Source organism: Streptomyces sp. TG1A-8 (genome assembly GCF_030499535.1).
Classification (GTDB): domain Bacteria; phylum Actinomycetota; class Actinomycetes; order Streptomycetales; family Streptomycetaceae; genus Streptomyces.
This window is the reverse complement of the sequence record NZ_JASTLB010000001.1, coordinates 4,499,201-4,511,812: the sequence shown is the minus strand read 5'-3', so window position 1 is coordinate 4,511,812 and position 12,612 is coordinate 4,499,201. Positions and strand designations below refer to the sequence as shown.

Annotated in this window: 11 protein-coding genes, 1 tRNA gene and 1 pseudogene; 6 read left to right on the top strand and 7 right to left on the bottom strand. The window is 73.8% G+C overall.

The features are described from left to right. The first annotated feature begins 14 nt into the window (after positions 1–14). Entirely contained in the window at positions 15–317 is a 303-nt protein-coding gene (locus QQY24_RS19765; protein ID WP_301974023.1) for a hypothetical protein, read from the top strand. Between the two features lie 67 nt (positions 318–384). Here QQY24_RS19765 and QQY24_RS19760 read toward each other — a convergent pair whose 3' ends face one another. Continuing rightward, a complete protein-coding gene (locus tag QQY24_RS19760) occupies positions 385–1,491 on the bottom strand; it encodes a GlxA family transcriptional regulator (protein ID WP_301974022.1) in 1,107 nt (368 codons plus the stop codon). Between the two features lie 252 nt (positions 1,492–1,743). Here QQY24_RS19760 and QQY24_RS19755 point away from each other — a divergent pair, with 252 nt between their 5' ends. Next, on the top strand, positions 1,744–2,235 hold the full coding sequence (locus QQY24_RS19755; RefSeq protein ID WP_301974021.1) for a hypothetical protein: 492 nt from the start codon (positions 1,744–1,746) through the stop codon (positions 2,233–2,235). 32 nt (positions 2,236–2,267) lie between these two features. On the opposite strand, the gene QQY24_RS19750 is transcribed toward QQY24_RS19755, so the two are convergent. Together QQY24_RS19750 and QQY24_RS19745 are read right to left on the bottom strand one after the other, a co-directional pair. After that, on the bottom strand, positions 2,268–3,824 hold the full coding sequence (locus QQY24_RS19750) for an MFS transporter (RefSeq protein ID WP_301974020.1): 1,557 nt from the start codon (positions 3,822–3,824) through the stop codon (positions 2,268–2,270). Positions 3,825–3,875: 51 nt separating this feature from the next. Then, positions 3,876–5,201 carry a DUF445 domain-containing protein gene (locus tag QQY24_RS19745; protein WP_301974019.1) on the bottom strand — a complete coding sequence of 442 codons (1,326 nt, stop codon included), beginning with the start codon at positions 5,199–5,201 and terminating at the stop codon, positions 3,876–3,878. Positions 5,202–5,397: 196 nt separating this feature from the next. Between QQY24_RS19745 and QQY24_RS19740 the strand changes: the two genes are divergently transcribed. Then, positions 5,398–6,732, top strand: a complete 1,335-nt coding sequence (locus QQY24_RS19740) for an SGNH/GDSL hydrolase family protein (protein WP_301974018.1) — start codon at positions 5,398–5,400, stop codon at positions 6,730–6,732. Positions 6,733–6,789: 57 nt separating this feature from the next. Further along, the gene (rdgB, locus tag QQY24_RS19735) at positions 6,790–7,392 is read left to right on the top strand and encodes an RdgB/HAM1 family non-canonical purine NTP pyrophosphatase (RefSeq protein ID WP_301974017.1); all 603 of its coding nucleotides are present in this window, start codon (positions 6,790–6,792) and stop codon (positions 7,390–7,392) included. Positions 7,393–7,444: 52 nt separating this feature from the next. On the opposite strand, the gene QQY24_RS19730 is transcribed toward rdgB, so the two are convergent. The 3 genes and pseudogenes from QQY24_RS19730 to bcp all read right to left on the bottom strand — a co-directional run bounded on the left by QQY24_RS19730 (position 7,445) and on the right by bcp (position 8,324). Next, positions 7,445–7,517: transfer RNA gene (locus QQY24_RS19730), tRNA-Leu, on the bottom strand. A 90-nt stretch (positions 7,518–7,607) separates the two neighbouring features. Continuing rightward, positions 7,608–7,724 (bottom strand): annotated as a pseudogene (locus tag QQY24_RS19725) (HNH endonuclease); the annotation flags it as partial. Between the two features lie 132 nt (positions 7,725–7,856). Then, positions 7,857–8,324, bottom strand: coding sequence for a thioredoxin-dependent thiol peroxidase (bcp, locus tag QQY24_RS19720; RefSeq protein ID WP_301974016.1), 468 nt, complete (start codon positions 8,322–8,324; stop codon positions 7,857–7,859). 93 nt (positions 8,325–8,417) lie between these two features. On the opposite strand from bcp, the gene QQY24_RS19715 reads away from it, so the two are divergent. Together QQY24_RS19715 and QQY24_RS19710 are read left to right on the top strand one after the other, a co-directional pair. After that, positions 8,418–8,747: a DUF3618 domain-containing protein gene (locus QQY24_RS19715; protein WP_301974015.1), complete on the top strand. Its 330-nt coding sequence runs from the start codon at positions 8,418–8,420 to the stop codon at positions 8,745–8,747. Between the two features lie 67 nt (positions 8,748–8,814). Further along, entirely contained in the window at positions 8,815–9,174 is a 360-nt protein-coding gene (locus QQY24_RS19710; protein ID WP_301974014.1) for a co-chaperone GroES, read from the top strand. A gap of 136 nt (positions 9,175–9,310) precedes the next feature. Here QQY24_RS19710 and QQY24_RS19705 read toward each other — a convergent pair whose 3' ends face one another. Continuing rightward, complete coding sequence (locus tag QQY24_RS19705; RefSeq protein WP_301976293.1) at positions 9,311–11,893, bottom strand: transglycosylase domain-containing protein; 2,583 nt, start codon at positions 11,891–11,893, stop codon at positions 9,311–9,313. Positions 11,894–12,612: the final 719 nt, after the last annotated feature.

Here is a 12,612-nt window from a genome sequence, read left to right as displayed (position 1 = left end):
TCGAGGAGGCAGTCATGGCCAAGGTTCCCAGTGCGGTCGTCGCCGCCGCCGGGCTCGTCGGCGGTTACGGCGCAGCCCGCTGGAGCGGGAAGCGGCAGCTCGGCGGGGCCGTCCTGGCCGTCGCGGGCGCCGCCGCCGCGCAGCAGTGGCGCCGGCAGGCCGGCGGGAAGGCCGCCGGCGCGCTGACCGCCGCCTACGTGTGCGCGTTCGCCGGCTCCCACCCGCTCGCGAAGAAGGTCGGCGCCTGGCCGTCCGTCCTCGGCGTCGCCGGCGCCGTCGCCCTCGTCTCCTGGGCCGTCGCCGACCGCCGCGGCTGAGCCGCCCCGGTCGAGTAGTCGCTGCGGTCGAGCCGGTGCGCCCGTACCGCGGCACCCCCGCGGCCCGTTACACCGGCGCGGGCACCCCCGCCGACGCGGCCGAACCGACCGGCACCCCCGGGCCCACCGGCATCACCGCACCGAGCGGCGTCACCGGCTCGAACGGCGTCACCGGCCCGGCCGGCAGCGGCGGGCCGGGCGGTGTGTCCGGCCCGTCCGCTCCCTGCGCCCCCGCCGGCCGGAACGACCTCCGGTACGCCTGCGGGCTCGTTCCCACCACCCTGCGGAAGCGCTCCCGGAAGGCCGTCGGGGAGCCGAAGCCCGCCTGGGCGGCGATCCGCTCCACCGGGTGCACCGTCGTCTCCAGCAGGTGCTGCGCCCGCCGCACCCGCGCCCGGTGCAGCCACCGCAGCGGCGTCGTCCCGGTCTGCTCGCGGAAGCGGCGGTTGAGGGTGCGGCTGCTCACGCGGGCCCGGGCCGCGATCTGCTCCAGGGTGAGGTCCCGGTCGCAGTGCTCCTCCAACCAGCGCAGCAGCGGCTCCAGGGTGGCGCCCGCCGGAGCCGGGGGCAGGTCGTGGACGATGAACTGGGCCTGGCCGCCCTCCCGTTCCAGTGGCATCACGGACAGGCGGGCGGTGTGCGCGGCCACGGCCGAGCCGTGGTCCTTGCGGATCATGTGCAGGCACATGTCCAGGGCCGCGGCCGCGCCCGCCGAGGTGAGGAACTGGCCGTTGTCGACGTAGAGGACGTTCGGGTCGACCGTGACCCGCGGGTACCTTTCCGCCAGGTCCGCGGCGGCCACCCAGTGGGTCGTCGCACGCCGTCCGTCCAGCAGACCGGTCGCCGCGAACACGAACGCGCCCACGCAGATCGACGCGATCCGCGTGCCGTTCGCCGCCGCCGCGCACACCGCCTCCGCGACGCCCGGCGGCAGCGGAGCGGTCGGGTCCGCGACACCGGGCAGGATGATCGTGTCCGCCGCCGCCAGCGCCTCCAGACCGTACGGCGCCCGCAGGGTGAACGCCCCGGCGCCGACCTCCGCCAGCGGGGAGCAGACCCGGACCCGGTAGGCGCAGCGGCCGTCGGGCAGCCGGGCCCGGCCGAAGGTCTCGACCGGCACCGAGAGGTCGAACGGGATCACCTGGTCCAGCGCCAGGACGGTCACGGTGTGCATGGCAGGAACGTAGCGGTACGACGGATCCCCGCCCACCGCGGCCCGGGGTCCGCGCCCCGGCGCCGCACGGCCCGGCCGGACCCGGCATCAGGTCGACCCGTACGCAAGCGCCTCACCCGCCGGCTTCCTCCCCTCCCCCAGCACCCCGCCAAGCCGGGCCCCTGCCCCCAGCCCCAGCCCCTGGCGGGAATCCGTCGCCCCCTGGCAATCCCGCCACTTCTGCGCGACCGCCCGCCCTCCTACCGTCGCCGGGTGACCAAGTTCCTCCTCGCCGTCCACGTCCTCGCCGCGATCGTCGCCATCGGGCCCGTCACCGTCGCCGCCAGCATGTTCCCGCCCGTCGCCCGCCGCGCCCTCGCCGCCGGCCCCGCCGCACCGGCCGCACCGGCCCGCCCCACGGACCCCACAAACCCGGCCGACCCCGCCCACACCCTCCACCTGCTCCACCGCATCTGCCGTGCCTACGCCGTCGTCGGCGTTGCCGTACCGGTGTTCGGGGTGGCCACCGCGAACGAGATGGGCGTACTCGGCAGTGCCTGGCTGATCGTGTCCGTCGTGCTGACGGTCCTGGCCGCGCTGGTACTGGGCGGCCTCGTGCTGCCCGCCCAGGGCACCCTCGTGGGGGGCGGGGGCACCCACGGGACGACCGTCCGACTGGCCATGTACACCGGCGTGTTCAACCTGCTGTGGGCCGCCGTGACCGTCCTCATGATCGTGCGGCCAGGCTCCACCACGGGAGCCTGACCGCACCGCGGGTGCTGCGGCCGTCACGGCCGTTACGGCCTGCTCGCCGCCGGCCCCACCGAGGGACCCTGCGGCCCCCGCGCCGGCCGGGGCGGACGGGTGCCCGGCGCCGCCGCCTTCGCCCGGTCCGCGCCCGCCGTCAGCGGACGGGCGACGTCCTCCAGGGAACGGCGTTCTGCCCGCACCGCGAGGGCCGCCGCGACCAGGCCCGCCGCGCACATCAGCGCCGCGCCGATCTGGAAGGCCAGGACCGTGTCGCCGACCTTGCCCGTGCCGGTGAGGTCGGAGAACAGCAGCGGTCCGCTGATACCGCCGGCGGCGGTGCCCAGGGCGTAGAAGAAGGCGATGGACATCGCCCGCGTCTCCATCGGGAAGATCTCCGACACCGTCAGATAGGCACTGGAGGCACCCGCCGAGGCGAAGAAGAGGACCGCGCACCAGCACGCCGTCAGCGTGCCCGCGCTCAGCGAACCCCGGTCGAACAGCCAGGCCGTGCCGAACAGGAGCAGACCCGACAGCAGGTAGGTCGAGGAGATCATCACGCGCCGGCCGACCGTGTCGAACAGCTTGCCCAGCAGCAGCGGCCCCACGAAGTTGCCGGCCGCGATGACGGCGAAGTAGTAGCCGGTGTGGTCGGACGGCACGTCGTAGAACTTGGTGAGGATCGCGCCGAAGCCGAAGGTGATCGCGTTGTACAGGAACGCCTGGCCGATGAAGAGCGAGAAGCCCAGCACGGCCCGCTTGCGGTAGCGGCCGAAGACGGTGCGGGCGATCTCCAGGAAGCCGACGGTCCTGCGCTGGTGGATCTCCAGCTCGCCGCGCGGCGCCGCCAGCCGCTCGCCCCTCTCCTCCTCGATCCGGCGCTCGATCCCGGAGACGATCTCCTCGGCCTCCCGGTCCCGGCCGTGGATCAGCAGCCAGCGCGGACTCTCCGGAACGTGCCGCCGCACGAGCAGGATGACCAGCGCCAGGACGGCCCCCAGCGCGAACGTCAGGCGCCAGCCGATGTTCGCCGGCAGCAGACCGGTGTTGAGCGCGACGATCGACAGCAGCGAACCGCCGACCGCCCCCAGCCAGAAGCTGCCGTTGATGACCAGGTCGACCCGCCCGCGGTAGTCGGCCGGTATCAGCTCGTCGATCGCGGAGTTGATCGCCGCGTACTCACCGCCGATGCCGAACCCGGTCAGGAACCGGAACAGGAAGAACCACCAGGCCTCGGTGGACACCGCGGTCAGCGCCGTCGCCGCGAGGTACACCGCCAGGGTGATCATGAAGAGGTTCTTGCGGCCGAACCGGTCGGTCAGCCGCCCCCAGAACAGGGCACCCACGCAGGCACCCGCCACATACAGCGCGGCCGCCAGCCCGGTGACCTGACCGGACGAGATCGACAGCCCGCTGCCGGACTCCGACAGACGGCTCGCGATGTTGCCGACGACCGTGACCTCCAGGCCGTCGAGGATCCATACGGTGCCCAGCCCGATCACGATGGTCCAGTGCCAGCGGGACCATGGCAGACGGTCGAGTCGGGCGGGGATGTCGGTGGTGATGGACCGGCCGGTCTGCGGCGACGGTGCCTCGGCTGTATTCATGGGCTCCCTCCACGTCGAGGAACGCCCAACGGGTGCCCGGGCCCTGCCGGATTAGGCCCCCAGTCCCCGCGACACCAGGTAGATCACCAAACCCGCCAGCGAACCCACCACCGTGCCGTTGATCCGGATGAACTGCAGGTCACGGCCGATGTGCGCCTCGATCTTGCGGGTCGTGTGCTCCGCGTCCCAGCCGGCCACCGTGTCGGTGATCAGGGAGGTGATCTCCCTGCGGTACGTCGTCACCACGTGCACCGCGGCCCCCTCCACCCAGCTGTCGACCTTGCCCTGCACCTTCGGCTCCGTCGCCATCCGGCCGCCCAGGGACAGCAGCGCCGCCCGCACCCGCAGCCGCAGCTCACTGCGCTCGTCCTCCGCCGCCGCGACGATCATCGACCGCACGGCCGTCCAGGTCGACGCGATCAGGTCCTGCACCTCGCCCCGGCCCAGCACCTCCCCCTTCAGCCGCTCCACCCGCGCCCGCGTGTCCGTGTCCGACTGCAGGTCGGAGGCGAAGTCGGTCAGGAAACGGTCCAGCGCGCCCCGCGCCGGATGCGACGGCATGTCCCGCATCTCGGTGACGAAGCGCAGCAGTTCCTTGTAGACCCGCTCGCCGACCCTCTTGTCCACGAACCGCGGCGTCCAGCCCGGAGCACCCCCCTGCACCGCGTCCATCACGCTGTCCTGGTGCAGCACCAGCCAGTCGTGCGCACGCGTCACCACCAGGTCCACCGCGCGCCGGTGACCGCCGTCCGCGACGACCCTCTCCAGCAGCTTGCCGATCCCCGGCGCGACCTCCTGGGCGTCCGCCCGCCGCGTGATCGCCTCCCCCACCACCGCCTGCACGTCCGAGTCCCGCAGCACGGTCAGCGCACCCCTCAGCGCCGTGGCCAGCTCCGCCGTCACCCGGTCCGCGTGCTCCGGCTCCGCCAGCCACGCCCCCAGCCGGCTGCCGATGCCGACGGCGCGCAACCGCTGCCGCACGACGTCCCCGGACAGGAAGTTCTCCCCGACGAACTCCCCCAGCGAGACGCCCAGCTGGTCCTTCTTCGTCGGAATGATCGCCGTGTGCGGAATCGGCAGCCCCAGCGGATGCCGGAACAGCGCGGTGACCGCGAACCAGTCCGCGAGCGCACCCACCATGCCCGCCTCCGAGGCAGCCGCCACGTACCCGGCCCACGCCCCCGCCCCCTGCGCCGACGCCCACTTGGCCAGCACGTACACCACCGCCACGAACAGCAGCAACCCCGTCGCCGTCAGCTTCATCCGCCGCACCCCGCGCCGGCGCTCCTCGTCCGCCGGCGTGAAGGCGGTCATCGTCCGGTACGACGTCCGGTACGACGCCGCCCGGCCCGGTTCCCCGGTCTCCGTAGGTTCCATCAGCTCCACCCGTTCGGTGATCCCGCACACAATTGTCCCTTCCCGGCCGGCTTCCGGAACGGAACAGCCGTTCCCGGCGTCTGTCCGGACGGGAAGCCGGGGCAGGGTCCCGTCGGCCCTCCCCGGTCCATGACGCATCATGGACCCACCGGATCGGAGCCTCGGGCTCCCGTCTCCCGAGGAGAACAACACCAGAGTGACCAAGCGTCATGGCTATGGCGTGCTCAGCGCGCTCGTCGCACTGATCGTGGCCCTGTCCGCCGCCGTCTGCCTCACCGCGGCGGACGACGACAGCACACCCCGCAGCACCTTCGCCGGCAACCGCCCCCACCGCGACCCGTCCGCCGCCCCCGCCTCCACCGGCACCTGGGTCGGCGCCTGGGCCACCGCCCCCGTCGGCGGCGAACCGGGCACCGAGACCAGCGGCACGGCCGGACGCTCCGTACGCAACGTCGTCCACGCGAGCACCGCGGGGACGAGCGCCCGCATCACCCTGTCCAACCTCTACGGCCAGTCCCCGCTGACCATCACCCACGCCTCCCTCGCGCTCGCCGCCGGCCACGCCACCGCGGCCGCCGACCCCGCGACGATGCGGCGCCTCACCTTCAACGGCGGCACCGGCGTCGTCATCCCCGCCGGTGGCCAGGTCCTCAGCGACCCCGTCCGCCTCACCGTCCCGCACGGTGCGGACGTCCTCGTCACCACCTACTCCCCCACCCCCTCCGGCCCCGTCACCTACCACCCCCACGCCCAGCAGACCTCCTACCTCGCCCAGGGCGACCGCACCGAGGACGCCACCGGCACCCCCTACACCGAACGGACCCCCTACTGGCGGTACCTGACGGCCCTTGACGTCCTCAGCAACGAGGCCGACGGCACCGTCGTCGTCCTCGGCGACTCCATCACCGACGGCATCACCTCCACCGTCGACGCCAACCGCCGCTGGACCGACGTCCTGTCCGACCGGCTGCGCACCGCCGTCCGGAACGGTGGCGACCTCCCCCGCTACGGCATCGTCAACGAGGGCATCAGCGGCAACCAGGTCCTCGCCGACGGGCCCGGCCGGCCCGCCGAGAACCCCAGCGGTCTCGACCGCTTCGGCCGCGACGTGCTGTCCCGCACCAACGTCAGGGCCGTCGTCATCGACCTCGGCATCAACGACATCCTGCGCAACCCGCACCTCGCCGACCCCGACGAGATCACCGACGGGCTGCGCACCCTCGTCCGCCAGGCCCACGCCCGCGGCCTGAGGGTCGTCGGCGCCACCCTCATGCCCTGTCGGGGCCACCTGCGCTGGACCCCCGCCCGCGAGGCCGTGCGCCGGCAGGTCAACGCCCAGATCCGGGCCGGCCGGGTCTACGACACCGTGGTCGACTTCGACAAGGCCCTCCGCGACCCCTACGACCCCAGCCGCCTGCGCCCCGCCTACGACTCCGGCGACCACCTGCACCCCAGCGACCCGGGCTTCGCCAGGATGGGCGAGGTCTTCGACCTCGGCACGCTGAAGGGCGCCGGGCAGGCGGAGCTGTAGTCCGGCCCGCCACGGGGGCGGACCCGGCGACCGCCCCCGGCCAGGAATACTGGCCCCATGACCCGCTTGATCCTCGCCACCCGCAACGCCGGAAAGATCACCGAACTGAGGGCCATCCTCACCGGGGCAGGACTCCCCCACGAACTCGTCGGCGCCGACGCCCACCCCGACGTCCCCGACGTCAGGGAGACCGGCGTCACCTTCGCCGAGAACGCCCTCCTCAAGGCCCACGCCCTGGCCAGGGCCACCGGCCTGCCCGCCGTCGCCGACGACTCCGGCCTCTGCGTCGACGTCCTGGGCGGTGCCCCCGGCATCTTCTCCGCCCGCTGGGCCGGCCGCCACGGCGACGACCGGGCCAACCTGGAACTCCTCCTGGCCCAGTTGTCCGACATCGCCGACGAGCACCGCGGCGCCCACTTCGCGTGCGCCGCGGCACTGGCCCTGCCGGACGGCACGGAACGGGTGGTCGAAGGGCGGCTGCGGGGCCTCCTGCGCCGCACCCCGGCCGGCACGAACGGCTTCGGCTACGACCCGCTCCTGCAGCCGGAGGGCGAGACCCGCACGTGCGCGGAGCTGAGCCCCGCGGAGAAGAACGCCATCAGCCACCGGGGGAAGGCGTTCCGGGCGCTGGTGCCGGTGGTGCGGGAACTGCTGGGCTGACGCGGGAGGGGATCCCCGCACCCTGACGCGCAGGTGCGGGGCTGTGTGTGCGTGCGCCCGGTCGGATTCGAACCGACAAACACGACCACCTAAAGATCGCCGCTCGGCCATTGGCGTACGGGCGCCCAACTGCGCTCTACATTACCGGGGACGAGTATGCCGTCGTCGGCCGCCTCGGCACCAGGTGCCGGTGGCGGCGTGACGGTTGGGACGCAATACCGTCGCGTCGGGCTCCTCGGATCCACCCCCAGCCTCTCCAGTGCCTCCGGCAGGTTCCGTGCCCCGCGGGCCGCCCTCTCCAGCCGGTCCCTGGTGTACGCGCCGGCCCCCACCGAGCCCCTCCGTTCCGGGCGCGTGTTCGCCGCCCGTACGGAGCGACGGAGAGGTGGCCGGGCGGTCACGCCGCGGGACGGCCACGGCCCGCCCGGGGTGCCGGGCGGGCCGTGGCCGTGGTGGGGCAGGGTTCAGAGCGCGAGGTCCTTGATGATCTTCGCGACGTGGCCCGTGGCCTTCACGTTGTACAGGGCGCGCTCGACCCTGCCCTCCTCGTCCACGACGACCGTGGAGCGGATGACGCCGACGACCGTCTTGCCGTAGAGCTTCTTCTCGCCGAAGGCTCCGTAGGACTCCAGGACCTTCTTGTCGGGGTCCGCGAGCAGGGTGACCTCCAGGGACTCCTGGTCGCGGAACTTCGCCAGCTTCTCCGGCCTGTCGGGGGAGATGCCCAGGACGTCGTAGCCGGCGTCGGCCAGCAGGGCGAGGTTGTCGGTGAAGTCACAGGCCTGCTTCGTGCAGCCTGGGGTGAGGGCGGCGGGGTAGAAGTAGATGATGACCTTGCGGCCCCGGTGGGCCGACAGGGAGACCTCGTTGCCGTCGGCGTCGGGGAGGGTGAAGTCGGGGGCCGTGTCCCCGGGCTGGAGTCGCTCGCTCATCGGGCCAGCGTAACCGGGGGTCCTTGCCGCGCGGCGCGGCCGCGAACTGACAGACTGTCCAGAACAGCAGCAGCAGATTTCGGAGGCCGTACGGTGGCGGACACGTCGGACACCAGAACCCCGGCGCAGATCGAGGCGGACATCAAGCGCCGCCGTGAAGTGCTGGCCGAGACGCTCGACGAGATCGGGGTGCGGGTGCATCCGAAGACGATCGTCGGGGATGCCCGGGCCAAGGCCGTCGCCCATCTGGATCACACAGTCGGCCGGGCGTACGTCCAGGTCAACCGGGTGGTGACCGAGGTGCGGGCGCGGTTCGTGGACGAGGACGGTTCGCCGCGGGTGGAGCGGGTCCTGCCGGTCGCGCTGGTCGTGGTGGGGGTCGTGGGGCTGCTCGCCCTCGGCTCCCGCCGGCGCAAGGGCTAGGGAGCGGTGGTGCCGGGAGCCACCCGGGGGCGTACGGATCGCGGCGAAGGCAGGTAGGTTCAGGGGTGTGAGCGCCAACAGAAACGAGCAGAGCACCCCCCAGGACGACAAGCTGCCCATCCGGATGCTGCACGACCGGGTTCTCGTGCGGCAGGAGACCGGTGAGGGCGAGCGGCGGTCGGGGGGCGGCATCCTGATTCCCGCGACCGCTGCGGTCGGCCGGCGGCTGGCCTGGGCCGAGGTCGTCGCGGTGGGGCAGAACGTACGGACCGTGGAGCCGGGTGACCGGGTCCTGTTCGACCCGGAGGACCGGGCCGAGGTGGAGGTGCGGGGCGTGGCGTACGTGCTGATGCGCGAGCGCGACCTGCACGCGGTGGCCGCGGACCGGTTCGAGGGGTCGCAGGACTCCACGGGCCTGTACCTCTGAGCCGGCGGCAGGTGTCCCTGTGCCGGTCCCTGTGCCGGTGACTGTGACTGTGACTGTGGGATGACGGCGGAAGGGCCGGTGACGGTGGTCACCGGCCCTTCCTGGGTTCGGGGGCCGCCGGGCGGCGGCCCCGGGGTCACTCCCGGCGTCCGGTCAGCAGCGGACCGGCGGTGGTGCCGGTCGTGCCGGTGGTGCCGCCGTCGGTGCCGCCGTCGGTGGCGGTGCCCCCGGTCGTGGCGCCGCCGGTGGCGGTGCCCGCGGCGCCGCCGTCGGTGGTGCCGCCGTCGGTGCCGCCCGTCGTGGTGGTGCCGCCGGTGGTCGCGCCTCCGTCGGTGGTGGTGGCGCCGCCGGTCGTGGCGCCGCCGGTGGCGGTGCCGTCCGTCGGGGTGGCGCCGCCGGTGGGGGTGCCTCCGTCGGTGGGCGCGCCGGTGGTGCCGGTGGTGTCCTGGCCGCCGGTGCCGGGCTCGGTCGGGGCCTGGGAGCTGGGGGCCTGGGTCTCGGCACCCTGCTGGAGCCGGAGGTCGAAGGCGGCGGCGGGCTTGCCCCGCAGGGCGTCGCGCGTGTACTGGGCCCAGATCTGGGTGGGCGGGCCGCCGCCGTTCATGCGGGGCTGGCCCATGACGTAGTACAGCGACTTGTGGGCGGCCGTGACCGGGTCCTGGCCCATGACGGAGACGACCGTGGCCAGGTCGGGGGTGTAGCCGGCGAACCAGGCGGCGGTGTCCTTCTCCGCGGTGCCGGTCTTGCCGGCGGCCGCGCGGCCGGCGGCCTGGGCGGCGGTGGCGGTGCCGTTGTCGACCACGCTCTGCAGGACGGAGGTGGTGGTGTCGGCGGCCACGCGGCTGATGGCCTGCTTGGTCCGCTGCCGGGGCAGCGTCACCTCTTCGATGCCGTCCTTGGTGATCTTCTCGACCATGGTGTAGGTGCCGTGCCTGCCGTGGTTGGCGAGCGTGGCGTAGGCCTCCGCCATGTCGAGGACGCTGGCGGTGGCGGTGCCGAGGGCGATGGAGGGGTAGGGCTGGAGGTCCTGGGTGCCGGCGGGGATGCCGAGGTCGACGGCGGTCTGCTTGACCTTGGCGGGGCCGACGTCGACGGCCATCTGGGCGTAGACGGAGTTGACCGACAGGTCGGTGGCCTTGCGCACGGTGATGTCGCCGTAGGACTTCTGGTCCTCGTTCTCGGGGGCGTAGGGGCCGCCGCTCCAGCCCTGGACGGGGCGCGTGTTGGTGCCGTCGTAGGCGGTGTTGGGGGTGATGGGCCGGCCGTCCTGGGTGGTCGAGCCGTTCTGGACCGCGGAGGCGAACACGAAGGGCTTGAAGGTGGAGCCGACCTGGAAGTCGCCGCGGGTGGCGCCGTTGGTGTACTGCTTGACGTAGTCGATGCCGCCGTACATGGCGACGACCTTGCCGGTCCTCGGGTCGACGGAGGCGCCGCCGGCGCGGACGTAGTTGTCGTACTTGTTGTTCTTCTTGTCCAGCTTGGACATCAGCTGGTCGTTGACGGCCTTGACGAAGGCGTTCTGCTTGTCCCTCTGGATGGTGGTGGTGATGCGGTAGCCGCCGGCTTCGAGTTCGTCGGAGTCGACGATGCCGTTGGTGGTCAGGTAGTGCTTGACCGCCTCGACCAGGTAGCCGCGCTGGCCGGACAGGCCGGTGGAGACGGTCTGTTCCTTGGGCATGGGGAACTTCATGCCGGTGCGTTCGGACTCGTCGAGCCAGCCCTTGGTGACCATGCCGTCCAGCACGTAGTTCCAGCGGGCGACGGCGGCGGCCCTGTTCTCCGGGTGGGCGACGACGTCGTACTCGCTGGGGGCGTTGACGAGGGCGGCGAGGTAGGCGGCGCGGGCCGGGTCGAGGTCGGCGGCGTCCTTGCTGTAGTAGGCCTGGGCGGCGGCCTGGATGCCGTAGGCGTTGCGGCCGAAGTAGCTGGTGTTGAGGTATCCCTCGAGGATGTCGCCCTTGGACTTCTCGTGGTCCAGCTTGACCGAGATGAAGAACTCCTTGGCCTTGCGGGTAACGGTCTGTTCCTGGGCCAGGTAGTAGTTCTTGACGTACTGCTGGGTGATCGTGGAGCCGGACTGCTTGCCCTTGCCGCTGGCCGTGTTCCAGGCGGCGCGGAGCATGGCCTTGGGGTCGACGGCGGACTCGGTGTAGAAGTCCCGGTCCTCGGCGGCCAGGACGGCGTGCTGGGCGTCCTTGGAGACCTGGGCGAGGGTGACGTTCTCGCGGTTGACCGTGCCGTCGCGGGCGAGCTGGGAGCCGTCGGCGTAGAGGTAGACGGTGCTCTGCTTGGTGGCGAGGGCGTTGGCGGGCGGGATCTTCACGAGCGAGTAGCCGAGGAAGAGCAGGCCGACGATCAGCAGCACGCCGACGACGAGGGTGCCGAGCAGCATCCGCCAGGTGGGCAGGAGCCGGCGCAGGCCGGTGCGCCTGGGCCGCTTGGGCTTCTTGCCGCCGCCCGCGCCCCCGGCGGCGGGGGCCTCGGAGGCGTTGCCGGGGGTGGTGTCGGAGGCGTTGCCGGTGCGGGGGGTGCCGGGGGCCGGGGGGTTCGCGGCGGTGGGGGCGCCGGGGCGGGCGGACGCGGCGGCCTGGGCGGCGGAGGCCGCACCGGCGGCACCGGCGCTCTGCGTGGCCTTGCGGGCGGCCCCGGGCGTCTGGGCGGCGGGCTTCCCGGGCTGGGCGGGCCGTTCCTGCCGCGGGGCGTTGACGCGCCGGAGCACCTGGGTGCTCTCGGCCGCGGCGGTCCCGGCGGCGGTGTCCCCGGGCTCCTGCGGCGCCTTGGCGGCGGTGTCCCCGGATGCCCGGCGGGTGTCCCCGGGCTCCTGCGGCGCCTTGTCGGGCCGCAGGACCTGTGTGTTCTCCCCGGAGCGGGGTGTGCCGGAGGGCCGGTCCCGGCCGGGCCGCCCGGTCCCGGTGGGGGACGGGGACCGGTCGGAGGGCCGGGTGTCGCCGGACGACGGGGGCCCGTCGTCCGGCCGGGACGTGCCGGACGCTCCCGCCGCCCGCGCGCCACCGGCCGACGGGGTCCCGCCCGGCGCCTGCGCGTCGCCGGGCCGCCGGTCGGCTTCGCCGGACGGCCGGGGCTCGTCGGGCGTCCCGGGGGCCGGGGCCGCCCCGGACGGCTGGGCCTGCGCTCCCGCCGCCCCGCTACCGGTGCCGCCGGTCCGGGGCGCCCGGTCCGGGCCGCCCGTGCGGGCCGCCGGGACCGACGGCCTGCCGGGCGCCTGGCCGGCGGGGCCCGTCCGCCCGGTCCGGGCCGCCGGGACCGACCGGTGCGGGGTGTTCCCGTCGGAGGGCCGGTCGCCGGAGTGCGGGGACGGGGCACCGGAGCCCTCGTCCGCCCGGGACGGGGCACCGGGCCTTTCGGTCCCGGCATCCCTCTGCGTGTCCCTCTCCTCCCGGTCCCCCGGCGTGCCGGGCCCTCCAGCCGGTGGCGGCT

Bases quoted from the DNA above. Each gene is read 5' to 3' on its own strand.
- QQY24_RS19765 (WP_301974023.1), top strand. From the start codon at position 15: ATGGCCAAGGTTCCCAGTGCGGTCGTCGCCGCCGCCGGGCTCGTCGGC.
- QQY24_RS19760 (WP_301974022.1), bottom strand. From the start codon at position 1,491: ATGCACACCGTGACCGTCCTGGCGCTGGACCAGGTGATCCCGTTCGAC.
- QQY24_RS19750 (WP_301974020.1), bottom strand. From the start codon at position 3,824: ATGAATACAGCCGAGGCACCGTCGCCGCAGACCGGCCGGTCCATCACC.
- QQY24_RS19745 (WP_301974019.1), bottom strand. From the start codon at position 5,201: ATGGAACCTACGGAGACCGGGGAACCGGGCCGGGCGGCGTCGTACCGG.
- rdgB (WP_301974017.1), top strand. From the start codon at position 6,790: ATGACCCGCTTGATCCTCGCCACCCGCAACGCCGGAAAGATCACCGAA.
- bcp (WP_301974016.1), bottom strand. From the start codon at position 8,324: ATGAGCGAGCGACTCCAGCCCGGGGACACGGCCCCCGACTTCACCCTC.